22 protein-coding genes are annotated in these 26,033 nt (G+C 42.5%); 13 read left to right on the top strand and 9 right to left on the bottom strand.

The window, feature by feature from the left end:
- Positions 1 to 113 precede the first annotated feature (113 nt).
- The gene (locus JK628_RS06760) at positions 114 to 596 is read left to right on the top strand and encodes a glutathione peroxidase (RefSeq protein WP_202288710.1); all 483 of its coding nucleotides are present in this window, start codon (positions 114 to 116) and stop codon (positions 594 to 596) included.
- A gap of 1,824 nt (positions 597 to 2,420) precedes the next feature.
- On the opposite strand, the gene JK628_RS06755 is transcribed toward JK628_RS06760, so the two are convergent.
- The gene (locus JK628_RS06755; protein WP_237524160.1) at positions 2,421 to 4,220 is read right to left on the bottom strand and encodes a M1 family metallopeptidase; all 1,800 of its coding nucleotides are present in this window, start codon (positions 4,218 to 4,220) and stop codon (positions 2,421 to 2,423) included.
- 187 nt (positions 4,221 to 4,407) lie between these two features.
- On the opposite strand from JK628_RS06755, the gene JK628_RS06750 reads away from it, so the two are divergent.
- Positions 4,408 to 5,244: a collagenase gene (locus JK628_RS06750; RefSeq protein ID WP_237524218.1), complete on the top strand. Its 837-nt coding sequence runs from the start codon at positions 4,408 to 4,410 to the stop codon at positions 5,242 to 5,244.
- Positions 5,245 to 5,322: 78 nt separating this feature from the next.
- Here the strand turns inward: JK628_RS06750 and JK628_RS06745 are convergent, their stop codons facing one another.
- The 4 genes from JK628_RS06745 to JK628_RS06730 form a co-directional block, all read right to left on the bottom strand.
- On the bottom strand, positions 5,323 to 6,294 hold the full coding sequence (locus tag JK628_RS06745) for a PstS family phosphate ABC transporter substrate-binding protein (protein WP_202288708.1): 972 nt from the start codon (positions 6,292 to 6,294) through the stop codon (positions 5,323 to 5,325).
- A 191-nt stretch (positions 6,295 to 6,485) separates the two neighbouring features.
- Positions 6,486 to 7,808, bottom strand: a complete 1,323-nt coding sequence (gene phoR, locus JK628_RS06740) for a phosphate regulon sensor histidine kinase PhoR (RefSeq protein ID WP_202288706.1) — start codon at positions 7,806 to 7,808, stop codon at positions 6,486 to 6,488.
- Positions 7,809 to 7,877: 69 nt separating this feature from the next.
- Positions 7,878 to 8,567 (bottom strand): phosphate regulon transcriptional regulator PhoB, encoded by a 690-nt coding sequence (gene phoB / locus JK628_RS06735; RefSeq protein ID WP_202288704.1) that lies wholly within the window; start codon positions 8,565 to 8,567, stop codon positions 7,878 to 7,880.
- A gap of 182 nt (positions 8,568 to 8,749) precedes the next feature.
- On the bottom strand, positions 8,750 to 9,700 hold the full coding sequence (locus JK628_RS06730) for a porin (RefSeq protein WP_202288702.1): 951 nt from the start codon (positions 9,698 to 9,700) through the stop codon (positions 8,750 to 8,752).
- A gap of 289 nt (positions 9,701 to 9,989) precedes the next feature.
- On the opposite strand from JK628_RS06730, the gene rdgC reads away from it, so the two are divergent.
- On the top strand, positions 9,990 to 10,901 hold the full coding sequence (rdgC, locus tag JK628_RS06725; RefSeq protein WP_202288700.1) for a recombination-associated protein RdgC: 912 nt from the start codon (positions 9,990 to 9,992) through the stop codon (positions 10,899 to 10,901).
- A 72-nt stretch (positions 10,902 to 10,973) separates the two neighbouring features.
- Here the strand turns inward: rdgC and JK628_RS06720 are convergent, their stop codons facing one another.
- Positions 10,974 to 12,779, bottom strand: a complete 1,806-nt coding sequence (locus JK628_RS06720) for a M61 family metallopeptidase (RefSeq protein WP_202288698.1) — start codon at positions 12,777 to 12,779, stop codon at positions 10,974 to 10,976.
- Between the two features lie 129 nt (positions 12,780 to 12,908).
- Here JK628_RS06720 and JK628_RS06715 point away from each other — a divergent pair, with 129 nt between their 5' ends.
- From JK628_RS06715 to JK628_RS06695, 5 genes are all read left to right on the top strand, one after another.
- Complete coding sequence (locus tag JK628_RS06715) at positions 12,909 to 15,077, top strand: tetratricopeptide repeat protein (RefSeq protein ID WP_202288696.1); 2,169 nt, start codon at positions 12,909 to 12,911, stop codon at positions 15,075 to 15,077.
- 121 nt (positions 15,078 to 15,198) lie between these two features.
- Entirely contained in the window at positions 15,199 to 16,755 is a 1,557-nt protein-coding gene (locus JK628_RS06710) for a GGDEF domain-containing protein (RefSeq protein ID WP_202288694.1), read from the top strand.
- A gap of 77 nt (positions 16,756 to 16,832) precedes the next feature.
- Positions 16,833 to 18,185, top strand: coding sequence for a nucleotide 5'-monophosphate nucleosidase PpnN (gene ppnN, locus JK628_RS06705; protein WP_202288692.1), 1,353 nt, complete (start codon positions 16,833 to 16,835; stop codon positions 18,183 to 18,185).
- The gene (gene xni, locus JK628_RS06700; RefSeq protein WP_202288691.1) at positions 18,182 to 18,946 is read left to right on the top strand and encodes a flap endonuclease Xni; all 765 of its coding nucleotides are present in this window, start codon (positions 18,182 to 18,184) and stop codon (positions 18,944 to 18,946) included. Before ppnN ends, xni begins: the two co-directional genes overlap by 4 nt.
- 111 nt (positions 18,947 to 19,057) lie before the next feature.
- Positions 19,058 to 19,447: a DUF3192 domain-containing protein gene (locus JK628_RS06695; RefSeq protein WP_202288690.1), complete on the top strand. Its 390-nt coding sequence runs from the start codon at positions 19,058 to 19,060 to the stop codon at positions 19,445 to 19,447.
- A gap of 85 nt (positions 19,448 to 19,532) precedes the next feature.
- Here the strand turns inward: JK628_RS06695 and hemH are convergent, their stop codons facing one another.
- The 3 genes from hemH to JK628_RS06680 form a co-directional block, all read right to left on the bottom strand.
- Positions 19,533 to 20,546, bottom strand: coding sequence for a ferrochelatase (gene hemH / locus JK628_RS06690; protein ID WP_202288689.1), 1,014 nt, complete (start codon positions 20,544 to 20,546; stop codon positions 19,533 to 19,535).
- Positions 20,547 to 20,752: 206 nt separating this feature from the next.
- Positions 20,753 to 21,865, bottom strand: a complete 1,113-nt coding sequence (locus JK628_RS06685) for a PilT/PilU family type 4a pilus ATPase (RefSeq protein ID WP_202288688.1) — start codon at positions 21,863 to 21,865, stop codon at positions 20,753 to 20,755.
- A 14-nt stretch (positions 21,866 to 21,879) separates the two neighbouring features.
- Positions 21,880 to 22,917 carry a type IV pilus twitching motility protein PilT gene (locus JK628_RS06680; RefSeq protein ID WP_202288687.1) on the bottom strand — a complete coding sequence of 346 codons (1,038 nt, stop codon included), beginning with the start codon at positions 22,915 to 22,917 and terminating at the stop codon, positions 21,880 to 21,882.
- Positions 22,918 to 22,952: 35 nt separating this feature from the next.
- On the opposite strand from JK628_RS06680, the gene JK628_RS06675 reads away from it, so the two are divergent.
- The 5 genes from JK628_RS06675 (at position 22,953) to JK628_RS06655 (ending at position 26,019) form a co-directional block, all read left to right on the top strand.
- Positions 22,953 to 23,648, top strand: a complete 696-nt coding sequence (locus tag JK628_RS06675; RefSeq protein ID WP_202288686.1) for a YggS family pyridoxal phosphate-dependent enzyme — start codon at positions 22,953 to 22,955, stop codon at positions 23,646 to 23,648.
- Positions 23,649 to 23,811: 163 nt separating this feature from the next.
- Positions 23,812 to 24,630, top strand: a complete 819-nt coding sequence (gene proC, locus JK628_RS06670; RefSeq protein ID WP_202288684.1) for a pyrroline-5-carboxylate reductase — start codon at positions 23,812 to 23,814, stop codon at positions 24,628 to 24,630.
- Positions 24,631 to 24,665: 35 nt separating this feature from the next.
- A complete protein-coding gene (locus tag JK628_RS06665; protein WP_202288683.1) occupies positions 24,666 to 25,214 on the top strand; it encodes a YggT family protein in 549 nt (182 codons plus the stop codon).
- Positions 25,214 to 25,501, top strand: a complete 288-nt coding sequence (gene yggU, locus JK628_RS06660; protein ID WP_202288682.1) for a DUF167 family protein YggU — start codon at positions 25,214 to 25,216, stop codon at positions 25,499 to 25,501. The genes JK628_RS06665 and yggU overlap by 1 nt, the downstream gene beginning before the upstream one ends.
- An 83-nt stretch (positions 25,502 to 25,584) precedes the next feature.
- A complete protein-coding gene (locus tag JK628_RS06655; RefSeq protein ID WP_202288681.1) occupies positions 25,585 to 26,019 on the top strand; it encodes a DUF4426 domain-containing protein in 435 nt (144 codons plus the stop codon).
- Positions 26,020 to 26,033: the final 14 nt, after the last annotated feature.

The following is a 26,033-nucleotide window of genomic DNA, read 5'->3' as shown; positions in this document are numbered from 1 at the left end:
CTGAACTCTATACTTTTAGTTTGTGTTAGTATTCCACATGACAAATAACTTGCGCACAACTGTATTGCTAGCAATTAATGTAGTAAGTAAAGTATCGATAAAAGGAGCACTCTATGACACCTTCAATTTACGACTTTTCGGTAATTAATATTCAGGGGCAAGAGATCTCGCTCGAAGACTACAAGGGAAGAGTGGTTTTAATCGTGAATACCGCGAGCGAATGTGGCTTCACTCCGCAGTACCAGGAACTCGAACAGCTATACAAGAAGTATCAATCACAAGGTTTAACGATCCTCGGATTCCCCTGCAACCAGTTTGGTGCTCAAGAGAAAGGGAGCAGCGAAGAGATTAGTTTGTTCTGCGAACGCAATTTTGGGGTCAGTTTCCCTTTATTTGAAAAAATAGAGGTCAATGGGGAAAATACAATACCTTTATATCGTCACCTAAAAACTGCAGCAAAAGGCCTATTGGGTTCCGAGCGGATAAAGTGGAATTTCACAAAGTTCCTCATTAACAAACAGGGTAAAGTTGAGCACCGCTTTGCTTCGACGACGAAACCAATGGCTATTGAAAAAAACATCTTAGAGCTACTTTAAATAAAAGCGATTAAAAACAGTGGGGTAATTGCTCTATTGAAAAAATAAAAATTTATTTGGCTAATTTTTGAACTTTAATGAAACGCTACCCTCTAACTTTACGAGCATTGAATTTGTTTTTCATGTTCATCATTCTCCCTGGGACTTCTAGCGCAGTCCCCTTGATCTCTAAGTAGGTCAGTCAGGCAACCCATTGGGTTGCCCTTTTTTTATCTTAAATTATCACAAACAATCAAATTCAATGGGAATTGCAAAAGCAGCAAATAAAATGATCTTTATTGGGAACTAAATTGAAATAGCGCACTCTGACTATATGAACCGATTCTGGTTAAGTGAATTTTACCGTTGGCTTAACACCTATTCTCTTCGCTCATCACTTAGAGTCTATAGTTTCATTGTTCATCATCATTCCCTTGGACACTCCTGTTGAGGTTTGTCATTGGAGTTAACCGCTACGCTAGCGCACTAGCCTGTTTAACTCTTAAGAAGCGTAATTTTTATGGCAACCTATTTGGGTTGCCATTTTTTTTTGGCGACAAATTATCGATATGCTCAGCTTCTAAGCGCTTAACGATTCCATAACCACAGAAGACTCCATGCTATAAATGGCGAATAAATACTGGCTTATTTACAATAATTGCTCAGCGGCACAATAAAATAGATGACATAAAAAATAAATTTGAATGAAATTAACTTTTTTGGGAACTAACTTGAATTTAAGCACTCTGACTATATGAACCGATTCTGGTTAAGTGAATTTCATCGTTGGCTTAACACCTATTCTCTTCGCTCATCACTTAGAGTCTATAGTTTCATTGTTCATCATCATTCCCTTGGACACTCCTGTTGAGGTTTGTCATTGGAGTTAACCGCTACGCTAGCGCACTAGCCTGTTTAACTCTTAAGAAGCGTAATTTTTATGGCAACCTATTTGGGTTGCCATTTTTTTTTGGCGACAAATTATCGATATGCTCAGCTTCTAAGCGCTTAACGATTCCATAACCACAGAAGACTCCATGCTATAAATGGCGAATAAATACTGGCTTATTTACAATAATTGCTCAGCGGCACAATAAAATAGATGACATAAAAAATAAATTTGAATGAAATTAACTTTTTTGGGAACTAACTTGAATTTAAGCACTCTGACTATATGAACCGATTCTGGTTAAGTGAATTTCATCGTTGGCTTAACACCTATTCTCTTCGCTCATCACTTAGAGTCTATAGTTTCATTGTTCATCATCATTCCCTTGGACACTCCTGTTGAGGTTTGTCATTGGAGTTAACCGCTACGCTAGCGCACTAGCCTGTTTAACTCTTAAGAAGCGTAATTTTTATGGCAACCTATTTGGGTTGCCATTTTTTTTGGCGACAGATTATCGATATGCTCAGCCTCTAAGCGCTTAACGACTCCATAGCCACAGAAGACTCCATGCTATAAATGGCGAATAAATACTGGCTTATAAACAATAATTGCTCAGCGGCACAATAAAATAGATGACATAAAAAATAAATTTAGAAGAAATTAACTTTTTTGGGAACTAACTTGAATTTAAGCACTCTGACTATATGAACTGATTCTGGTTAAGTGAATTTCACCATTGGCTTAACACCTATTCTCTTCGCTCATCACTTAGAGTCTATAGTTTCATTGTTCATCATCATTCCCTTGGGCACTCCTGTTGAGGTTTGTCATTGGAGTTAACCGCTACGCTAGCGCACTAGCCTGTTTAACTCTTAAGAAACGTAATTTTTATGGCAACCTATTTGGGTTGCCATTTTTTTTCCTGTTTATAGCTATCCTACTTAAAGATGCAGGATTCAGTGGGACTTTAATACATCCTTAAGCTGATTGTCTAACATCACCACGATCGACGGATGGTAACCATCTCGAGCCAGCGCGTAGATGTTTTTAATCTCAGCAGTAAATCCCGCTTTCAGTAATTCAGCATAGAGAGGTTTAACAAACTTACCTCGGCCAATTTTAACCAAGTAGTCACTCACCGCTGGTAATACCGCACCATAGCCATTGCGAATGGCTACCTTGTACCAATCACATGCGATTTCAGCATTTGTCGATACTGTCAATGCAAAGACATTATCGAGATCGCTCAGCTGCTCATGCTCAATTACCAATGGAAGATTGGTCAGAAAGTACTGCCAATGGTGTACTAACCAACCATCGATATTTAGCTCATTAGCACCACAACCAGATGCGAATGCTGTTAGCGCAGCATTCACTTTGTCGAGGCTATTTGAAGTCGGTTCAGTAAAACATTCAGGCATGCCTTCACCGTAGATCCAGCCCAATAATTCAGCTTCAGAAATGGAGTCGGCATGATCAACTAATAAGGTCTTTTTTGCGTACTCAACGAAGGTTTCGGTGGTTATTGCTTCGAAAGCAAACGCTTGCACATACGCATAGAGGAATCTATCAAAAGACTCACGCCCAAGCCTTTTTTCTAGGTCGTGCACAAACATAGATGCTTTGTCATAAGTGAAGCGGTTGAACGCTTCGTTGGGATCTTGATCTTGCATATTAGCAGGCAAAGTTTGTGCCTGCAGCGCAGTCGACTCTATGGCTTCTTTCAGTCGACCGTATTCAAGTACCACTTCAAGCTCAGCTAACTCCTTGCCAAACACCTTTTCAACAATACGGTTAGTAAAATAAGTAGTGAACCCCTCGTTTAGCCATAAGTCACGCCAAGTGGCGTTACTGACAAGATTCCCGGTCCAGGAGTGTGCTAACTCATGTGCAACGGTAGACACTAGACTTTTATCACCCGCGATTAACGTCGGTGTCATAAAGGCCAATCGAGGATTTTCCATACCACCAAATGGGAAACTTGGTGGTAAAACAATCATGTCATAACGACCCCATGGATAAGGGCCCAGCAGGGATTCGGCCACTTCAACCATGCTTTCGGTGTCTTCAAACTCTGCAACCGCAGAGTCAACAACCTCAGGCTCAGCATAGACGCCTGTACGCGCTCCTAATCGGCCAAATGCCAGATCTCCGACGGCGATGGCAAGCAGATGAGTCGGCATCGCTTTTTCCATGGTGAAGCTAAAATGACCGTCAAGCGCAGCTGTGGCATCATTCATGGCACTCATTACTGCGCGCATGCCTTTAGGGGCATTGATCACCGCATCAAAGGTAATTCTAGCCTTGGGGGTATCTTGTAGAGGGATCCAGCTGCGGGCATTAATGGGCTGAGATTGACTGAAAAGGAATGGCAGTTGTTTACCGCTCGTTTGAGCCGGTGTTAGCCACTGCAATCCTTGTGCTTCTGGTGATGTAGCGTAATGAATTTTGACACTCTTGACAGACGAGTCTAATTTAACGCAGAGTCGTTGACCTAAGATCTCATCCTCTTTGTCGATGGCGTATTCTAACTGTTGATCTGTACCAGTAGACACGCTAAAGACGGTGATGTCACGCAGGTCGAGCATCAACTCTCGAGTATCACTATCTAAATAGCTAAGGTTAAGTTCCACCAGCCCAGTCAATTGTTTAGATACAAAATCCACATCTAACATCAATGATAAATGTTTAACACACACCTGCTCTGTATTGGCGTATGAATGGTAGTCACGGCTATTATCCCACTGCTTTAACACGGCATATCCTTTTTAGTCACTGAATCTCTGGGGGGTATTTTAGCCATAAATCATCGAGGTAGATGAAATTGACTTGAATAACTTTAAATGGAACACTTAAGGATATTGTATGCAAATATAAAAACGAGAGAAACCCTTCATGAGAAATAAACACCGAACCATCGCTTTACTGCTCAGTCCTTTATTGATGACACCGCTACTTGCCGCTGCAGAGTCAACCCGAGATCTTGGCACCGTACTGAGCCAAAATCATGCTTGTAGCGACACAATAATTATCCGCTCTCAAGCGCTTACTACGCCGCAAATTGAGTCAGCATGCAAATTATTACAGAAGCAGGAAGCTAAGTTTCACCTGTTGTTCGGCACATTAAACCAACCTGTGTCCAACGATAATAACCACAGTATGCGGGCAAACGTTTACCATTCCCGGGAAGACTATACAGCTAATGTAACCGCACACTTTGATGTACCAAGCGATAATGGTGGCATGTACCTAGAGGGGCTTCCTTGGGAGGCGGATAATCAAGCTGAATTTGTTGCCTATGAGAAAAAGGGCCAAATTTGGAACCTTGCCCATGAGTATGTGCATTATCTAGATGGCCGTTTTAACCTTTATGGTGATTTTTGTGCATCACTACATGACTCACATAGCGCCCCTGAATATTGTGCAAAACCAGCGCCTTTATATCCTCACACCGTTTGGTGGAGCGAAGGTGTAGCGGAGTACATCTCACTTGGCGATGACAATCCAAAGGCGATTAAGGTCATTGGCGACAAAAATATGCTTTTGAGCGAACTGTTTAACACTAGTTATGAGAACAATGGTGGCGGCGATAGAGTGTATCGTTGGGGTTATTTAGCTGTGCGCTTTATGCTTGAAAAACATAAAGACAAAATCGATGAGATGCTAACCTTTACCCGTAAAGGTGACTACCCAAGATATCAGGCATTAGTGACTCAATGGGGAACAACGATGGATGCCGAGTTTCAAACTTGGTTAGCTGGACTAACAAAAAAGAATTAGTCATCACAGCCGTTATTTATAACGATCAAAAAAGGCCTCTGTTGAGGCCTTTTTTAGTTTATCTTGCTCGATTTAAGCTTAAAGACGGATACCGGCTTTCTCTAAATCTTTTGCAATAACGCTACGTGGAAGTGCAACATAACCGTCTTTCTCTACGATTTGCTGTCCTTGCTTTGACAGTACATAGCGGATGAATTCACGATCCATTGGCGAAAGTGCCTTGTTTGGATGCTTGTTCACATAAACATAGAGGTAACGTGAAAGTGGGTACTTACCGCTTGCCGCATTTTCAGCTGAAGCTGCGATGTAATTGGTGCCTTTCTTAGAGATGGCAACCGCTTTTACACCCGCTGTCTTATAACCAATTCCTGAGTATCCAATGGCGTTCAGCGATTGAGATACAGACTGAACCACAGATGCAGAACCTGGCTGCTCATTTACGTTAGCTTTAAAATCACCTTTACACAGTGCTTTCTTTTTAAAGTAACCGTAAGTACCCGATACTGAGTTACGGCCATACAGCTGCACGTCACGTCCTGACCAGCTACCCGTTAGGCCAACATCACCCCAACGTTTAACATCATCACCGCCACACTTATTCGTCGAAGAGAAGATACCGTCAATCTGCTCCATGCTCATGCCTTTGATTGGATTATCTTTATGCACAAACACTGCTAACGCATCGATTGCAACGCGAATAGCTGTTGGCTGGTAGCCGTAATGTTTTTCGAATGCTTCCACTTCATTTGGCTTCATCTTACGGCTCATTGGGCCGAACTGTGAAGTACCTTCAGTCAATGCTGGTGGCGCAGTAGATGAACCAGCCGCTTGTATTTGAATATTCACGTTAGGGTATAGCTGTTTAAAGTCTTCAGCCCATAGCGTCATCATGTTAGCCAGTGTATCTGAACCAACAGACGATAAGTTACCAGACACACCACTTGTTTTTTCATACGTTGGTAAAGACTGGTCGATTGCAGCCATTGATGCTGCAGAAAATACAGTCGCGGCAGTTAAACTTACTGCGCCGACAAGTTGTTTCAATTTCATTCTTTGCTCCAGTGTTTAAATATCTTGGTTTCTTAAAACGCTGTCAGTATTAACTTCTATGATGACAAGTCTATTACTACAAGGTGACACTTCGATGACAAAACCTCTCAATTTGATAAATTAATGTCAGTAATATGAAAAAACAGGCTAAGCGCCTGTTTTTATGTCATCTAATGTCACTCTCAAGTGCGTCACTCAACGGGTGAGAGAGGTTCCGGGACCGTATACTCAATAAGGTTCGGCGGAATAACAAAACTAAAGGTACTGCCCTTACCTAGCTGGCTCGATACCATTAACTCACTTTGATGATGGTTTAGCGCATGTTTGGTGATCGCCAGCCCCAGGCCAGTACCACCACTTTGCCTTGAGCGCGCACTATCAACCCGATAGAAACGCTCTGTTAAACGGCCAATATGCTGCGGTGCAATACCTTCGCCACTATCACGCACACTAAATTGGCCGCCAGTAGCTATCTTTCGCCAGCTAATATCAATCTTTCCACCGGGCTCGGTATAGCGAATTGCATTAGAGATAAGGTTTGTACAAGCACTTCGAAGCTGGATTTCATTACCATACATATCAAGGCCGGGCTCGCAATACAGCATTATTTCGTATTGCTCTTGCGCCAGCGCGAGCGCCTCATCACGAAGTATGTCCATCATTGACGACATATTAACTTTAACTTCAAGGTTTACATCGCCTGCATCTTCTATTCTAGATAATGCCAGTAGCTGCTCAACCATAGAGCGCATCCTCGAAGTTTGCTGCTGCATCTGATCCAGTGCTCTCACATTGGGGGAATCTGGCTCCTCCATTGATTGCATCATCTCTAAATAGCCTTGCAGCACTGTTAACGGGGTCTTAAGCTCATGCGAGACATTAGCGACAAACTCTTTGCGCATCCCTTCTAACTGACGAACACGAGTAATATCGCGTGCTATCAACAGTAACTGACCAGAGCCATAACCCATGATTCGAATCTCTAACAAACGCCCTTCAGACAATGGAGCAGCCAGCTCTAAAGGCTCTTGGTATTCGGCATTTTTTAAGTAGTTAGAAAAGTCAGGATGGCGAATAAGGTTGTCGATTCGCTGGCCATTATCTTGTGGCCAAACAAAGCCCAATAACAGCTGCGCAAGTTTGTTACACCAGAGAATATTGTGTTCAGAATCGAGCACTACAGCAGCATCAGGTAACGCTTCAGCGCCCTGCCTGAAACGGCCAAGTAGGAACGCGAGTTGCGATACCCGCTTACGGTTTTTCCCCTGTAAGCGATAGATACCGTTAAATACCCCTTCCCAACTTCCGCTGCCGTTCGGCGGCGTTAGGCGGCGATCATGCCACAGCCAATAGTTAAGTCGTGAGAGCTGACGGTAATGCCACAGCAATAAACAGACACTACCGAGTAAAAGTATCCAAAAGACTTCACCAATCAATAATCCCACCGCTAAACAAAGCAGCAGATAGATCACCAATCGAGAAATTAGACGATACCCAGAATATGAATCAAACATAGACCGACCATATGGAAGAACTGAGCACAAGATATCGTAAAAGCTATCTTGTGCCTATGAGATGTTTAACTAAAGTCTCGTTGAGAAACGATAGCCTGCGCCACGAACAGTTTGAATAAGACGATCGTGTCCAGATTCTGTTACCGCTTTGCGTAAACGCCTGATATGCACATCAACCGTTCTATCTTCAACATAGACGTTGGTACCCCAAACGTTATCAAGTAGCTGCTCACGACTGTATACGCGCTCTGGGTGCGTCATAAAGAAATGCAGTAAGCGAAACTCAGTCGGGCCCATGTCTAACACTTGCTCACCAACTGTGACACGATGACTAACAGGGTCTAACTGCAACCCCTGCACATCAATAGGATCTTCAAGACAGGTTGGTGCAGCACGGCGCATTACGGCTTTAATGCGAGCAACTAACTCTTTGGGTGAAAAAGGTTTAGTAACAAAGTCATCGGCACCCACTTCAAGGCCTCTCACTTTATCCTCCTCTTCGCCACGTGCAGTCAACATGATAATTGGAATATGGCGGGTAAACTCATCTTGGCGTAATCGCTTAGCGAGTTGAATACCGCTGCCACCTGGGAACATCCAATCAAGCAACACAAGGTCGGGATAGGGTTCAGATAACATATCTAACGCGGAGTCGTAGTCCTCTGCGGCAGTCGTCGTAAAGCCATGTTGCTCTAACACGAAAGTTAGCATCTCTCGAATTGCCAACTCGTCTTCAACTATCAATATCCTTGCAGTCATAATCGATCTTCTTCAGTGAATTTCTATGAGGCTATTATTGGTCAGTTTTATTACATTAATATTAAATGACGTGGCATTTTTCTATAATAAACTAAATTGCTGTCATAAAGCAGAGCTAATTACCCTCGCTCTATTACGCAAAAAGGAGGCAAGCGCCTCCTTTTTAGATACTTAGTTATGATTTAGAACTTATGTTCTAGACCAACACCGAAGTATTTGTCATCATTTTCAACTTCTTCAAATGAACGGTTTGTGTAAAAAGCAAATAATTTAGTAGGCTTGCCCAGCTTGTAATCACCGCCTACTGACCAAGAATCTCCTTTGTCTTCCATATCTTGGTACTGCGCTTTTAATACCACTGCATCAATTGTGTATGCAGCACTAAATAGGTAACCCGTTTTGCTTTCGCCACCAACTGTTGCAGTACCATCTTTCTCGTAAGTCTCTTCCTGCTGCTGGTACATACCACCTAGCTTAAGACCTGCGATTTTACCCTGTACAGTTGCACGTACAACCTCATAACCTTTTACATCAGCATCATAGGCGACAGAGGCATAAATAGGAGATTTTTTAAGTTTTGCATCGCCGTACATGGCAGCAATACTAAAGCCATCTTGCGCATACTGCGAACTAGCGCCTTCAGCAGCGTAAGTCACTCCCACTTTAAAGCCACTAAATGACGGCGTGATATAAGTCGCTGTTTGCTCTATACGATTTTCACCTTTGAACAAGTTTTTCAAATCACCTGAAAGGTCATTAAACTGGTCAACTTTACCTTGAGAAGCTTTAAGCATGGTGTCATTACGACCAACTGAAAATGCACCAAAGTTACCTCTAAGACCGACAAACTGATTACGCGCTTTAAAGTTTTCTTTGTCTGCATCACCAGTATCAACTTCATATTCGACAGTATAGAAAGCTTCAAGGTCACTGCTCAGTTCGAAAGCACCTTTAACACCAAAACGAGAAGCATTAGATTGAATCGTTGTTGTTGCTTCATCATTTACATCATTAGACTGCGCAGTAACATTTAGCTTACCGTAAACTGTTAGTGGGTCTGCTGCGTGGGCAGAAGCTAGAGTTGCAGTAGCAAGAGCAGAAGCTAGTAGAGTTTTACAAAAAACGTTCATCATTAAATCCTTTCGACGTTTATTCGTCTTGGTTATTGGTTTGGACGGCGCCATAATGAAGAAAGTTTGTTGCATTTTTATTTCAGTTAACGCTAAAGCAGACTGAAAATGTTGAACCCATGATTTCCTGGATAAGCAAAGCCCCAAGGAATCAGGCTTTCGGCAATGAAATATGAAATATGACAGTTTGGTTAAATGTGACAATGCAGCCGCATAAGAACATGACTCGGCGGTTTACCCGAACCTGACAATGGCTTACACTGCGGCTTTAATTTTGACTGAGCAATTATCTATGTGGTTTAAAAATCTAACTGTATACCGCTTTAACAAGCCTTTCTCTGTTGATACAGAATCAATGGAAAAATCACTGGAAGACTTCACCTTCTCTCCTTGCTCAAGCCAAGATATTAGTAAGTTTGGTTTTTCTAAAGCCCTTGGTAAACATGGCGACTCTTTGGTCCATACAGCTGCAGACAGACACCTTATCTGTGCGACTAAAGAGGAAAAAATCTTACCTGCTCAAGTGATTAAAGAAGCATTAGAAGATAAAGTGGCCTTGCTGGAGGCTGAAGATGGTCGCAAAATGGCCAAGAAAGAGAAAGATGCATTAAAAGATGAGATCATCATTACTCTTTTACCAAGAGCCTTTTCTCGCCGCAGTCAAATTCGCGCACTTATACTGCCTGAGATCCAGATGATTTTAGTCGACAGTTCAAGTGCCGCAAAGTCAGAAGAACTTATGGCGTTGCTGCGTAAGGCAATTGGCACTTTACCTATCATTCCAATTAGTTTTAAAACGCCAATTGAAACCCAGCTAACGGAATGGTTAAAAGAGGGCAAAACACCTGCTGCTTTTGAGATGCAAGATGAAGCAGAGCTAAAGAGCGATTCAGATGAAGGTGGAATTGTTCGCTTTAAGCAACAAGACTTAACTGAAAATGAAGTATTAGCGCATATCGAAGTCGGTAAGCAAGTCCACAAGCTAGCACTGCATTTTGGCCAATCAATCGCTTTTCTGCTTCAATCTGATGCTGCTATTAAGCGTCTTAAATTCTCTGAAGAGTTTAGAGCGGGTAATGACGATGTCGGTGACGAAGATCCTATGGCGCGTTTAGATGCCGATTTTGCTTTAATGGGTAGCGAGTTAATTGCCCTAGTTAACTCAGTGGTCGACGCACTTGGTGGCCTAGAAGACAGTATTTAACCTAATCGTTAATGATTTTTTCGATAACAAAAAGGCGCCTAAGGCGCCTTTTTGATTTTAAACTCAGTCCAATTACTCGGCGGACTCTAATTTGCCCTCTTTATCGAATGGCCAGTCAATGCCTAACCACGCTTTTAAGAAGGCCTTCTGAGAACGGTTGGGGTTATCAACGCTACTTATCGCCAACTTACCACTTTTTTGCTCACCAAGAGTCAATTCAACCTGTTTTAGCCTATCATTACTAAACAGAGTGATGTTTATCTTCCCGCCCGCTTTAAAGTCTTTAATACGCGAATTAAACCCAGCAGCAGTCACTTTTAAACCGTTGATAGCCACAATTTCATCGCCAAGCACAATACCAGCATTCCATGCTGGTCCATTACGCTGCACGCGTGACAGCACTAAGCTTTTAGACTCAAGTGTAACCCCAACAAAAGGTTCAGACTTAGCCTCGTCACCAAAACCCACTGCTAAGCCAGCTTGCGCTAACATAGTCTTGAAATCTAAACTGACCGGAGAATTAACATGCTCTTGCCACCATTTTTCATAACTCGTCCCCGAGACCTTTTCTAAAATAGTTTTCACATCGGCAATGTTATAGCCTGCAGGAATGCGGTGCGATTGATAAAGCTCACGGTGCACATCGCGGTATGAGCGCTTCAATTGTGTTTCTTTAAGCAAGGAGAAATCCAGCGTAAACGAAGTTAGGTAACCCTCAGAGTAGATATTAGTACTATGATTTACCGCATAATCACCGCCAGTGCTCGCCCATTGGTTGGCACTCGCACTTGCAACGGACTGAACCTCACGGCCCGGTGTTTTCTCGCTTTGTGCAATACGCTTGGCTAAATCTTCAAAGAACTCCTTGGTGGTCATCACGCCAGCACGAAGCAACAATTGGCTTTGAAAGTAACTCGTAGAGCCTTCTGCTATCCACAGCAGTTGAGTAATTCCCTCTTCTTGATAGTCATAAGGCACTAACCCTTCCGGACGATAAGCTTTGACATTCCAAGTATGAATAAACTCGTGTGAAGCTGTCTTTATAAAACCAAGATAGTCTTTACGATCACGATAACTAAAACGTGGGCGTTGAATAATCGTTGAGTTTAAATGCTCAGTTGCACCACGGGCACCACTGGTTGCATGCACCATATAGACATAACGTTCAAAAGGATAACCATCCCAGAGAACCTCAGCCTGGCCGCTTAGCTTAGTTAAATCATCAACCATCTTGTCGATGTCGTAATTCCCCTCTCCCCAAATAACAAGCTCATACTGCTTGCCATCAGCCTCAAATTCTCGATGTTCACTGATCCCCGTTTCAATCGGTGAGTCAACTAAGATGTCGTAGTTAGCGGCGTTGAAACTATGGGGTTCTGAGCCACGGTCCATTCCAGAGTAGCTATTCCAATCATTAGGGACGGCAAGATTGACATTAATCGGCTCGCTTCTAAATTCTGGACTGTAAACAAAAGTACCACTGGCATCGAGAAAAGCATGGCTAGCATCAATATGATTCACTCGCTGCCCAAGCTTATTGGCATATAGCTGGTAAGAAACGGTAACCTTTGTTGGTTTATCAAGTGCGACAGTCCACTCGCCACTGGCCGTTCTAGCCCATGGAAGGATATCGCCCACGGCATTTTTAGCAGTGAAAAGCCTCACCGAATCAGCAAGAGGGAGCACCTCATACTTGCCAGTCCGCCAAACAGGAAGATTAACGACTAAAGTTGCTGATTTTGTTTCTGGAAAGCTCACTTCAACTTTAGCTAAATGATGCTGCGGATTTAATAAATCGATTGAGTAATCAACGTCTGCGACCACAACTGGAGAAATTAACGCACTAAAAGTTAAGATTAGGGGAACTACTGGTTTCACTCTGGCTTCCTTCTGTTATTATTGTTTTCATTGAGTCGAAAAGTATAACATTTGGCTTGATTACACCAATTAAAATAACAAAAATAAATAGCTCTTGAGCATAAGCTTAGAGCAAGGAATTGCCTTCCCATGCGCAGTCTGTTGACTCTAGTTGTAATTACGTTGTCCTTTTTTGTAAGCCACTTCGCAGCTGCCACTGGCAGAGATGCTATCGAAACAGAACTTGAATTTAGAGAGTTCCCCAATAATTTACGCCAATCTATCCAAAAACACTTCCCCACGCCTCCAAATTTTCGTAGTAAAGCAGAGCTAGATAACTATGCGATGAGAAAAGGCATCTCCTTTGAAGAGGCTATATTTGAACTTCAACTATTAGCCAGATTGTCATTAGACTTGTCATCAAAAAATGCCGACCGCTATACCATTGCTAAGCAATTGATAGATCAATTAGCCTTGTTGGATGACAGCCAATTTGGCCGTAGCTATGCTCAGATGCTTAACGGTCGATATAATGGCAAGGGTAAGCAAGATTTTAAATCGGCTATCGCGTTATACCAAAAAGCGCTCAACACGCTTTCACAATCCGATGGTCCCAAAGAGCAAACATTGCGTTTTACGCTGCACATCGACCTCGGCATGCTACATATGATGCTACGTGAAAACGAGCCAGTACTGGAACACCTGCAACAAGCAAAAGCTATAGCCATTGAAACCACATCGCCGTACATGATTGCTCATGCTGAATCGATATTGGGAAAGTATTACTATAAAAGAGAGCAATATGGAAAATCCCTATCGCACTATTCGGAAGCAATAAAACATTCAGAAAGTAATAAAACCCCCTCTCAAGATGCGCATATTAAGCTGCAACTCGCACGAGTTTACCGAGATTTAAAATCTTGGGATGATGCGTTACGCTATGCCAACAGCGCGTCAGACCAGTTCCAGCGTCTCGGTAATGAGTATTATGTTTCCAACTGTATGACGGTCATTGCGATGATCTATGCCGAGCAAGGTCAATGGTACAAAGCAATTGATTACCACTTAAATGCGCAGCAAATCGATGTAAAACTCGGAAACTATATAGCACAGGCGCTAACCTTACATAATCTCGGTGAAGCCTATTTTCACATTGGCGATAACCAAATATCAATTTTACACCTACTAGGTGCAAGTGACATTTTCATTGCCCGTAATAGTAACCACTATCTCGTTTACAATCACCTTCTGCTTGCCGAGGTAAATAGTAGTATTTCTGATTGGGGAGCCGCATTAAAATACGCCAACTCAGCAGCCAAAATTGCAGAGAAGATGAAGCTTAACAATGAGCTTATTGAAGCACTTACGTTCAGTTCAACCGCGTCAAAACATTTAGGGAAGTTTGATCAAGCTTATCAAGACATTCTAAAAGTGCTTAATTTAAGCGCTAAAGATGGAAGCAAGGTTGATGATGAAGAGCAAACCAAGACACAGTTTCAACTGCAAAAAGCAAAACTTGATCTAAACCAAAAATATATTGATTTAGAGCAAAAAGAGGCGCTTCTATCAATTAATCGCTTAATGTTGATTATCTGTTTGTTGGCGTTCGCTTTAACCGCGACTCTTGCACTTTACCTGTGGCGAATTAAGAATAAATTACGCGAAAAGTGTATTAATTTAGAACAAAGTAGTGGCCTAGACTCTTTGACTCAAACTGCAAACCATTCAGCCTTTGTTCGAGACTTCATTAATACCCCAAATACATTTAAGACATTAGCCTTAGTCTCTTTAACAGATCAGCTTAACTCTGATCTGGCTCAAGGGTATGAATGTAATTCAAAAATGAACAAGCAACAGCTGCGCTCGCTATCTGAGTGTTTAAGCTGCCAAACCTACATCATACGTCCAGGGCTTTTCCTATTAAGTTTTGACATCAAAATCTCCCCCGATACACTGCTGAACAACATAAGAGGTTCATTAATAGACAACTTTGGTAATACTCGCCTGCATATGGGGCTACTGAGTCTTCCCCTGCTCGCAGACACCGCACTTAAGCTTTCAGCAGAGCAACACTTCGGCACATTACAGATGATGCTTTCGGCGGCGATGACCTTAGGCCACCAGCAAGATTATTATGTCACATTAAAACCGCTTAATTTTGCATCATCAGGAATCTTTGAACCACCGCTATATCTCAATATAGAGAAAAGCATCATTCGAGGCATCATCAAAATAGAGACCAACGGCGTTAAGGGTGATATTGTTTGGCCAAGGTGGAAGAGTCATCAGAATGTCGATTTGACTGCAGAATTAAGTTAACGACTAAACTGGATCTCATCTAGAACTAATGTTCATTTCGCTTTAGGCAAACTACTGTTAAAGTAGCACTAAAGTCATATTATCTTTAGTACGTACGGTTCATAAAGGAACATCTAAATAAATGAAGGACGCCGTCGCCAACACGCCTCAGCTAAGCGTATTACAGCAAAAGCTTTACTCAGCAAGGCAAGCCCTTGATGATATGAGTGAAGACCAAAACAAAAAGCTGCAGCTCCTTCTGCAATTTATTGCTCAGTTAAGCTTGGCGTGCAAAGGCCAAAACCTTGAATTAGACAATAAGCTCGCTAAACTTCGACACAAATTGAGTCGTTTTAGCCAAATTGACAGTGCCATCACCGATCTGACTGAAGTTGAAGATATATTAAAGCAGCAGTATAACCAAGTCATGCAGCAACTCGAAGAGAGTCGTGGCTCGTTATCTAATATTGTCAGCGAAATTCAACGCATCGAATCTCTACCAACAAAACTCAAAAAAGAGATCTCTTACTTCAAAAAAGAGCTCACAAAGCCTTTTCATACTTATTGGGATTACATTCCTAAAGTAGAAAAAATTGTAGATTTTTACGATGAGATCCTTAGCGAGCAGCTCCGTCTTGGCGATAAATTTGAAGTATTGCCACGGCATCGCCAATCTGCCCACGAGCTGGCACAGATGCTATCGGAAATAGAGTTTAGAAAAGAGCAACGGGAACAAATCTCTGCGTTAAAATTATCATTAACTTCAGATTTTGAACTCGATACTTTATTAAACGCTTATCAAATAGTTCTTAGCCTATTGCTCGATAATATCGCTAAAGAAAAAACTGCATCACAAGAGTTTTTATACATACTCAATGGTGCATTAACCAATGTTCGAGAGGTCGTCACTGACTCCTACACACATTCGGTAAAAAGCTTCCAAGTTGCCAAAAGACTTAACGGCGAGATTAATAACCAAGTTGACAATGTTGGCGAATCAGTAGCTGAAATTGACGATATAAACCACCTGAAGACCCAAGTAACAGAACAGTTATTAGCACTGCGAACCGCGCTTAGCCGTAAAGAGGCGCTAGAGAATAGAGAGCAGATCCAATTAAGACAATCTGTTGAGGCGCTGCGTAGCGAGCTTAACGAATTGGGTAAAGAAACTGAAACTTATAAAGAACGCTTATTTGAGCAACAGAAGCTTAACCTACTCGATTCACTAACCCAACTGCCCAACCGAGCTGCACTCGAAGAACGTATGGACATTGAGTATCGTAATTTCAAACGTACTCAACAACCACTCTGGGTAGCAGTTGCAGATATTGATCACTTCAAATCAATCAACGATAGTTTTGGCCACAGCACAGGTGATAAAACACTACAAGTAATAGCTATGGCGCTAAAAAACTCTTTAAGAGAGACTGAGTTTGTTGCTCGTTATGGAGGCGAAGAGTTTGTATTTTTACTGCCTGACATTGGTGATAATGATATTAAACCTTTGCTCAATCGAGTCAGAGAAAAAGTAAAAAACATTCCCTTTAAGTTTAAAAATCAGAGAATTACAGTTACAGTATCTATAGGTGCTGCACAAATTATTGAAAATGAGCTCATTAGCGAAACTTTTGAACGAGCTGACGCCGCACTGTATAAAGCCAAACATGAAAGCAGAGATAGGGTCATCATCGACTCATAAGCTGTCCTCGGCGAGCATCATTTTCACCGCCATTTATCTTTGAGGGACAGTTAAACTATCACTGCTAAGGAGCTGCTATGATAGTGAAAATTAGTCCCAGAGGAAGCTTAGATCAGCTTTCACAACTCGAAGTTGACAGACTCAAACAGAACGCCAATAGTGAGCTTTATCAGCTCTACCGCAGTTGTTCCCTTGCTGTGTTAGCTTCTGGCTTGCAGAGTGACAATGCCGAGAGTCTTTTCAATCAATTCAAAGATTTTAATATTAATGTCCTAAGGCGAGAGCGTGGCATTAAGATCGAGCTTACCAACCCGCCTCTAGCAGCCTTTGTCGACGGCGAAATCATCTCAGGTATACAAGAGCACCTATTTTCAGTGCTACGCGATATCGTCTATATCTATGATCGCTATGACAACCTAAAGCACATCAACTTAACCAATGCCAGTCATATCACTAACGTTGTCTTCGACATATTACGTAATGCTCGAACAATGCCGATGCTCGACCCCAATATTATTGTTTGCTGGGGCGGACACAGCATCAACCCCATTGAGTATCAATATACTCGAGAGGTGGGCTATGAACTCGGCCTGCGTAAGTTAGATATTTGTACTGGTTGTGGCCCAGGCGCTATGGAAGGGCCAATGAAAGGTGCTGCCATTGGTCATGCTAAGCAAAGAGTAAACCATGCGCGATATATAGGCCTTACTGAGCCCAGTATTATTGCCGCTGAACCGCCAAATCAGATAGTTAATGAACTCGTTATCCTGCCGGATATAGAGAAACGACTAGAAGCCTTTGTCAGGCTAGGACACGGAATAATCATCTTCCCTGGCGGAGCGGGTACGGCAGAGGAGCTGCTCTATTTACTGGGCATATTGCTGAATAAACATAATCGAGATATTCCCTTCCCTTTGGTGCTAACTGGACCCAAGGAGAGTGAGGAGTATTTCTTACGTATTGATGAATTTATTGCCGCAACGCTGGGCCCTGAAGCACAGAGCAAGTATCAAATCGTCATTGACGATCCATCAAAGGTGGCTCGTATTCAGAAAGAAGCCATGCTAAAGATCAAGACCTTCCGCAAGGATAATGGCGACTCCTATCAATATCAATGGTCATTGAAAATCGAGCCCGAGTTTCAGCTACCTTTTGAACCAACTCATGAGATGATGAGTAATCTAGATCTACACGATCAATTAAACAAAGCAGAACTGGCCGCTAATTTACGAAAGGCCTTTTCAGGTATTGTGGCTGGCAATGTAAAAATGGAAACAATTAAGAGAATTGACGAAAACGGTCCTTTTCAGCTTAAAGGGGATCCAAAACTCATGGCGTTAATGGATGATCTTCTTAACGCTTTTGTCTTACAACAACGAATGAAGTTACCGGGAAGTGCTTATATTCCCTGTTATAAAATAATGAAATGAATAAATTTTTAATTTTAGATGGTATGAACTTAGTGCGGCGGATCCACGCCGCTCAACCCAATGAGTCAGATATAAACGGCTTAAAAGAGCGAGTGAATGGTGCCTGTCAAAAGCTAGTGAAGTATCACCAGCCTTCTCATGTAGCGATTGTATGGGATGGCAGTGCGCTATCATGGCGCAAAGCGCTATATCAAGATTACAAAAAGGGCCGCAAGCCTATGCCTGAAGCATTAGCGAATGGTCTGGCCGATATAAAAGCTTATCTTGCTGAGCATAACATTGCCTCGCTTAATGCCGAGTCTGAGGCTGATGATGTTATTGCGACCCTAGCAACCAAGCTCGTTAATATTGGCGGCGAAGCGATTATTGTGTCGACAGATAAAGGCTTTTGCCAATTAAACCACCCCCATATCAAGCAATGGGATCACTTCAATCAAACATACATGACAATTGAAGCGATGGAAAAAAAGCTCGGTGTCGAACACAAACAATTCATTGATTATCTGGCGCTTGCTGGTGACAGTGGTAATAAAATTCCTGGTGTACCGGGAATAGGCCCCAAATCTGCCGTTGAGTTACTAAAAATATTTCGTTCACTGGCCAATATTTATAGTTCAATTGAACAAGTTGGCTCTAAACAAGCCAAAAAACTTGAAGATGGAAAAAAAATGGCCAGATTAAGCTATAAACTGGTGCAGCTTCAATTGGATATGCCACTCAATGCAAACTTAAAGCAGTTTAGGCTGCCAAAAATAAGTTAACAAAACCTTACAACTGTAAGCAAAAAGTTACCTCACTAGCATTTACCCCAATTAATTTGCATAGTATCGTATCAAGTTATTGGAATTGCTTCTCAAGGAAACCGAGTTCAGATGAAATCCAGAGTCCCCGTAATCGTTGGATCTATTTTTGTTGCCTACATTGCTTTTGTTGCAATCATTATGGTGTCTTATGAGCCAACCCCAGATGAGATGGATTGGGAAGATAGACAGGCTTACAATAGAGCTAAGATGACAGAGATTAGCATCGGACAGAGTATCGGTGAAGTTAAAATGATGTTTGGTAAAGCTGACTTTAGTGAAGCTAAAATCTCTAATGAGCAGGATCTGCAGATTTTGTTTTACCGCACTCAACACAAAGAGTCTGATGGTGAAACAACAAAAGAGGAGTGTACTCCTCTTTTGTTTAAGCAGGGCAAGCTTGTTGCTTGGGGGGAAGATACCTATCAACAATATCTGGCCAGCCAAATAGATAGCTTATAAGCCAGCCTGAACCTAACCCATCACGCCACAAAGAACAGCATCGGCAAGTACTCAATCGAGCTTGCCGCCGTTAACCTGTTGCACGCTAAAGGTAGGGTTTAACGATATTAGCCATCATTTTAATATGGTCGTCATTATCATTTAGCGCTGCAATATATCTAAACTGCTCCCCACCCGCGTCCTTAAATATCAGTTTATTCTCACCAGCGATCTCCTCTAATGTTTCAAGGCAATCAGCACTAAAAGCTGGACACACTACAGCGATATCGGTAACGCCTTTAGCAGGTAAAGATCCCATAGTGGCGTCAGTATATGGCGTGAGCCATTTAGCCTTGCCAAAACGCGACTGGAATGTCGTAATATACTGCTCTTCAGTCAAGCCGAGCTTATCGACTAACAACTTGGTGGTGACCATACAAAAACAGTAATAGGGATCACCAAGGTGAAGATTGCGCTCTGGCATTCCATGGTATGACAAGACTAGCTTTTGCGGCTGACCATTGAGCTCAAAATCTTTGCAGATAGAAGCAGCCAGAGCATCAATGAAATCGGGATTATCATGATAAGTATTGATGAAGTGCAATGCTGGCAAATAGCGCCAAGTTGTCAGCTCTTTAGCGATAGCATCAAAAGCAGATGCGGTTGTTGGTGCCGCATATTGCGGATATAGCGGCAGCACTACCAGCTTATCGACGCCATCCTCATGCATTTTTTGTAACGTCGTCGCGACTGAAGGTTGACCATAGCGCATGCAAAACTGCACCGAGACATCTTCACCCGCTTGTGCTAAATATTGAGATAATTTTTTGCTTTGGCGTTGAGTGATATCCATTAAGGGTGAGCCATTTTCACTCCAAACTTGTTGGTATAAAGCGGCTGATTTAGCAGGTCTTACTCGTAAAATAATCCCATGCAGAATAATCATCCAAACTAATCGAGGGATCTCTACAACTCGAGGGTCCGCTAAAAACTCTGCTAAATAACGTCTTACAGCTGAAGCAGTGGGCTCATCAGGTGTGCCAAGGTTAACTAACAATACACCTGTTTTACCGCGTTTTTTATGACCTACATCCTTGGTTAACCCTGAAAATCTTCCCAAGAGAACTCCTTAAACTTGCATTATGACTATGTTCATCAGCGACAGAGAAAACCCTTAATAAAAAAAGCATTACCATACTGAATGACGACTAGGTGCTAGCCAACTTAAAGATTTTGTAAAAAAAGCTGACAATACAAGAATATTGCCAGCTTAATTTTAGGCAACGACTCACTATGCCCAAAAACCTCAATTCTAAATTATTGCAACTAATCCAAGTTGAGTGTTACCCCATCCATAGAACTTGAACTCGTTGTATCTGAACTTTGCAACTTAATCATTAATCGTAAGTCATTCGGTGAATCGGCATGGTGCAGTGCATCTGCGTAGCTAATTTCACCATCAGCATAGAGCCTTAACAATGCCTGATCGAACGTCTGCATGCCCTGCTCATTAGACTTGGACATGGTCTCCTTTAACGAGTGCAATTCATTTTTAGCGATCAAACTGGCCACTCGAGGCGTATTAATCAACACTTCAATTGCGGCTCTTCGGCCAGAACCGTCGCTTTTAGGCACCAGCTGCTGGGCTACAATGCCTCGTAAATTTAGCGACAGATCAAATAACAATTGATGATGTTTACTTTCTGGTACCAAATGCATAATACGATCAAGTGCTTGGTTAGCATTGTTAGCATGCAATGTTGCCATACAAAGATGACCGGTTTCGGCAAAAGACAATGCGAACTCCATGGTCTCTTGGCTACGGATCTCACCAATCAAAATAACATCTGGTGCCTGGCGCAGTGAGCTTTTAAGCGCCGCATCAAAAGATTCAGTATCGACGCCCACTTCACGCTGAGTGATAATACTTTTGCGGTGATCGTGAACAAATTCAACCGGATCTTCAATGGTTAAGATATGCCCGCGTGCATGTGCGTTTCGATAACCAACGAGTGCCGCTAATGAGGTAGATTTACCGGTACCCGTACCGCCAACCATGATCACTAAGCCACGCTTACTCATCACTAAGTCTTTTAGAATAGGCGGCAACATTAACTCATCGACATCTGGGATTTTCGTCTCAATACGACGCATTACGCAGCCTGGAGCTTCTCTTTGCCAAAAAGCACTAACACGAAATCGGCCAAGATCTTTAGCGGCAAAAGCGAAGTTACATTCGCGAGATTGGTGAAACTCCTCTTTTTGTACATCTGTCATTAATGATTCAACAAAATCTAATGCCTGCGCGGGACTAAATGTGCTCTCACTCAACGGCCGTAACTCACCATCAATTTTTGCACTAGGTGGAAAGCCTGCAGTAATGAAGAGGTCTGAGGCTTTACGATCTGTCATAGCCTTTAAAAAGGGACGAACATCCATAAGTATTTATCCGTTTAAAAATTGGTTTGCTTATTTGAGCTTTTAAGCATGGCGTCTTCACGGGTAATTTGACCGCGATTAACCAAGTTCTGCAGACATTGATCCAGTGTTTGCATGCCGTGCGCCATACCCGTTTGAATTGCGGAGTACATTTGCGCGACTTTATCTTCGCGGATCAAGTTACGGATCGCTGGCGTCCCCATCATAATCTCATGAGCAGCCACACGACCACCACCGACCTTTTTAATCAAGGTCTGAGAAATAACGGCTTGCAGTGATTCAGATAACATTGTCCGCACCATGCCTTTTTCCCCCTCGGGGAACACATCAACCACACGGTCAATCGTTTTAGCCGCAGAAGTTGTATGCAAGGTACCAAACACAAGATGACCCGTTTCAGCAGCCGTCATCGCCAATCTGATCGTTTCAAGATCGCGCATCTCACCGACAAGAATAACATCGGGGTCTTCACGTAGCGCACTGCGTAGTGCGGCATTAAAACTATGAGTATGGCGATGAACTTCACGTTGGTTAATCAGGCATTGCTTGTTTTGATGTACAAATTCTATTGGGTCTTCAATCGTCAATATGTGGTCATGGCGATTTTCATTCACATAATCAACCATCGCAGCTAGCGTCGTACTCTTACCTGAGCCAGTCGGGCCAGTGACCAATACCAGTCCTCGCGGGAAACTAGCTATTTTTTTAAAGATTTCTGGCGCGCCAAGTTGCTCAAGGCTCAAGATATCACTGGGGATGGTACGAAATACCGCTGCTGAACCACGGGATTGGTTAAACGCATTAACACGAAAGCGGGCAAGACCCGGCACTTCAAACGAGAAATCGATCTCAAGATGCTCTTCATAATCTTTTCGCTGCTTATCATTCATTATATCGTACACAAGACTATGTACACCTTGATGGTCTAAAGCTGGAAGGTTGATCTTCCTAACTTCACCATCAACACGGATCATAGGAGAAACCCCCGCAGAAAGGTGTAGATCTGATGCATTGTGCTTTACACTAAAGGCAAGTAATTCTGTGATTTCCATAGTTTGGGATATCCATTCAACCAAAAATAGTTAACATGACAACAATAACAGACAGACTAGCACTCGCCCAGCACAGGATCAGCCAAGCGGCTCAAAATTCATCACGAAATCCAACAGATGTGCAACTGTTGGCCGTGAGCAAAACCAAACCCAATAGCCAAATAGTAGCGGCCTATGCTGCAGGGCAAAGACGTTTTGGCGAAAACTACGTTCAGGAAGGGGAAGCGAAGGTCAATAGCCTAAGCGGCGATTATCCCGATATCGAGTGGCACTTCATCGGCCCGTTGCAATCTAATAAAACAAAAGTGGTCGCCAGCTTATTTGACTGGATGCATACCGTTGCGCGAGAAAAAATAGCGATTAGGTTAAATGAACAACGACCTGAGAATATGCCAGCGTTAAATGTCTGTATTCAGGTCAATATCAGTCAAGAGCTAAGTAAGTCGGGTGTTAGAGGAGCAGATGTATTTGCCCTTGCAAAGCTGATCAACGCCTTACCTAATTTGAACCTACGTGGATTAATGGCGATACCGTCTGCCAATGTCGACAATATCACTGCGACATCTGAACTAGTGGCATTGCAGAAACTGTATTTGTTATTGCAACAGCAATACCCTAGCGTAGATACGTTGTCAGTCGGTATGAGTAACGATCTGGAGCTCGCTGTAGCCCATGGCTCTACGATGGTTAGGATTGGCAGTGCTATTTTTGGTGCCCGTGATTATCCCTAAAAGGTTAAAATCAAACAGGCTAAGATAAATAAATTTTCTTTAATGTAAACGCAGCTTGGATTTGAGTTATCTAACCCAAATATTAAAGCTACTAACCTTTGGAAATTGTTTACCATAGCGTTTGTTTAATGTGTCGTACTAACAAGAATAAAAAGAGAACTCAATGTCACAAGAAAAAGTGTGCTTTATTGGTGCTGGTAACATGACTCGCAGTATCGTCAGTGGTTTAGTTAAAAGTGGTTATCCTCCTCAGAACATTACCGCTTCAAACCCAAGCCAAGCAAAGCTAGATGCACTTAGCAACGATTTAGGTATTAGAGTTACTAACGATAATATTGACGCAGCAGCAACTGCCGACGTCATTATTTTGGGTGTAAAGCCACATTTAATGCAGCACGTTGGCGAGCAACTCAGTGGTCTAGATCTTTCCACTAAATTGATTATTACTATTGCTGCTGGGGTAACTGCTAAACGTTATAGTGACTTTTTTAAGCAAGAGATCAAATTAATACGCACTATGCCTAATACCCCCACTCAGATCGGTGTAGGCTTAACGGGGTTGTTTGCTGGCGATAATATATCGACTGAATATAAAACCTTGTGCGAAACGCTCATGGCTACCGGTGGAGAGGTTGTTTGGGTAGACAAAGAAGATGACTTAAATCAAGTGATAGCGCTTGCAGGAAGTTCACCGGCATACTTCTTTCTATTTTTAGAATCTATGGTTGAAAGTGCAGTAAAAGGTGGCATATCTGAGGCTAGAGCAAGAGATATGGCGCAACAAGCAGCATTAGGCGCGGCATTAATGGCCAAACAAAACCCCGACTTAAGTTTGGCGCAACTGCGACAGAATGTAACTTCAAAGGGGGGCACGACAGCGCAAGCTGTGGCCACTTTTGAAGAGGGTAATTTAAGAGGGCTCGTTGACAGTGCAATGACCAATTGTGTTACACGGGCTCAAGAGATGGCAAAACAGTATTAATTCCTTTTATTTAACGTGATAAGTAGAGTAAACAGATGAATGCATTTAGTTTTCTAGTAAGTACAGTATTCGATTTATACTTAATGGTGGTCATTTTACGGCTGTGGCTACAACTTGCCCGCGCCGACTTTTATAACCCCTTTAGCCAGTTTATTGTTAAAGCGACTCACCCCATCGTTGGCCCATTAAGACGCGTGATCCCGTCGTTCGGCAATTTTGACAGTGCGTCATTTGTGCTGGCAATTACAGTCGTGATCGTGAAATTTGTCCTGCTAAGCTTAATGGCTGGCGCTGCGATAGATGCCCCGAGTATTTTACTTGTCTCTTTAGTATCGGTATTTAAGGAAGCGGGTGTTTTACTATTTTGGATGTTAATCCTACGCGCGATATTGAGTTGGGTAAGCCAAGGTCAAAACCCAATAGAGATGGTGATGACCCAACTGACTGAACCTCTTTTGTCACCCATTCGTCGCATGCTACCGCAAATGGGTGGGTTAGACCTATCTTTGCTAGTGGTGATGATTATTCTGAACTTCCTTAATATTTTGCTGGCGCAATATGTGCCGTACTGGGCAAGCGTATAGTGGTTGCAGTAAGCATGCAGCAGGGAAACCTGCTGCTTCAACTTTATATTCAACCCAAAGCAAGTCGTGACCAAATTATTGGACTTCATGGTGAAGAGCTAAAAATAGCGATTACCGCTCCCCCTGTTGACGGAAAGGCCAACGCACACCTGACCAAATACCTCGCTAAAGCATTCAAAGTCCCTAAGGGGGATATAACCATTGTTAAAGGCCAAATGGGACGACACAAACAAGTGTTAATCCGCGATCCTAAGCTCATACCCGCAACAATACAAAACCTTTTGTAACCGTATAGTTATAAGAAGTTTGAGGCGTTTATCGCACTTAAGCTCTATACTCATATCAAAGCTATCACCTAAGGAAAGCCAATATGTTCCGCTCTCTAACAGCCATTTTATTGCTCAGTTTATGTCTCATCAGTAGCGCATTTGCTGAGCAAAAACAAAAAGTCGGTAACTACGATATTCATTATGTAGCCCTTAGCAGTACCTTTTTAACGCCCAGCATTGCCAAGTCTTACGGTATTAAACGCAGTAGTTATACGGGGATCTTAAATATTTCGGTGTTAGATACTAGCGTAGAGGGTAATCCTGCGGTTGCAATTGAAATTACCGGAATAGCCAACAACCTACTTGATGCGCGCGTTGAGTTAAAATTTAGAGAAATACGTGAAGGCGACTCTATCTACTATATTGCAGAAGTACCCTATCGCGATGATCAAGAGATTAACTTTAACATAGCCTTAAAACATGGCTCAAAACTCAATACACAGCTTAAATTTAAGCAAAAGTTCTATGTAGAGTAGTAGTTTGTCCGGGG

The sequence above is a fragment of the Shewanella sp. KX20019 genome (assembly GCF_016757755.1).
Taxonomy (GTDB): domain Bacteria; phylum Pseudomonadota; class Gammaproteobacteria; order Enterobacterales; family Shewanellaceae; genus Shewanella.
This window is presented reverse-complemented; position numbering and strand designations above follow the sequence as displayed.

Bases quoted from the DNA above. Each gene is read 5' to 3' on its own strand.
- JK628_RS06760 (WP_202288710.1), top strand. From the start codon at position 114: ATGACACCTTCAATTTACGACTTTTCGGTAATTAATATTCAGGGGCAA.
- JK628_RS06750 (WP_237524218.1), top strand. From the start codon at position 4,408: ATGACACCGCTACTTGCCGCTGCAGAGTCAACCCGAGATCTTGGCACC.
- JK628_RS06745 (WP_202288708.1), bottom strand. From the start codon at position 6,294: ATGAAATTGAAACAACTTGTCGGCGCAGTAAGTTTAACTGCCGCGACT.
- phoR (WP_202288706.1), bottom strand. From the start codon at position 7,808: ATGTTTGATTCATATTCTGGGTATCGTCTAATTTCTCGATTGGTGATC.
- phoB (WP_202288704.1), bottom strand. From the start codon at position 8,567: ATGACTGCAAGGATATTGATAGTTGAAGACGAGTTGGCAATTCGAGAG.
- JK628_RS06730 (WP_202288702.1), bottom strand. From the start codon at position 9,700: ATGATGAACGTTTTTTGTAAAACTCTACTAGCTTCTGCTCTTGCTACT.
- rdgC (WP_202288700.1), top strand. From the start codon at position 9,990: ATGTGGTTTAAAAATCTAACTGTATACCGCTTTAACAAGCCTTTCTCT.
- JK628_RS06715 (WP_202288696.1), top strand. From the start codon at position 12,909: ATGCGCAGTCTGTTGACTCTAGTTGTAATTACGTTGTCCTTTTTTGTA.
- JK628_RS06710 (WP_202288694.1), top strand. From the start codon at position 15,199: ATGAAGGACGCCGTCGCCAACACGCCTCAGCTAAGCGTATTACAGCAA.
- ppnN (WP_202288692.1), top strand. From the start codon at position 16,833: ATGATAGTGAAAATTAGTCCCAGAGGAAGCTTAGATCAGCTTTCACAA.
- xni (WP_202288691.1), top strand. From the start codon at position 18,182: ATGAATAAATTTTTAATTTTAGATGGTATGAACTTAGTGCGGCGGATC.
- JK628_RS06695 (WP_202288690.1), top strand. From the start codon at position 19,058: ATGAAATCCAGAGTCCCCGTAATCGTTGGATCTATTTTTGTTGCCTAC.
- JK628_RS06685 (WP_202288688.1), bottom strand. From the start codon at position 21,865: ATGGATGTTCGTCCCTTTTTAAAGGCTATGACAGATCGTAAAGCCTCA.
- JK628_RS06680 (WP_202288687.1), bottom strand. From the start codon at position 22,917: ATGGAAATCACAGAATTACTTGCCTTTAGTGTAAAGCACAATGCATCA.
- JK628_RS06675 (WP_202288686.1), top strand. From the start codon at position 22,953: ATGACAACAATAACAGACAGACTAGCACTCGCCCAGCACAGGATCAGC.
- proC (WP_202288684.1), top strand. From the start codon at position 23,812: ATGTCACAAGAAAAAGTGTGCTTTATTGGTGCTGGTAACATGACTCGC.
- JK628_RS06665 (WP_202288683.1), top strand. From the start codon at position 24,666: ATGAATGCATTTAGTTTTCTAGTAAGTACAGTATTCGATTTATACTTA.
- JK628_RS06655 (WP_202288681.1), top strand. From the start codon at position 25,585: ATGTTCCGCTCTCTAACAGCCATTTTATTGCTCAGTTTATGTCTCATC.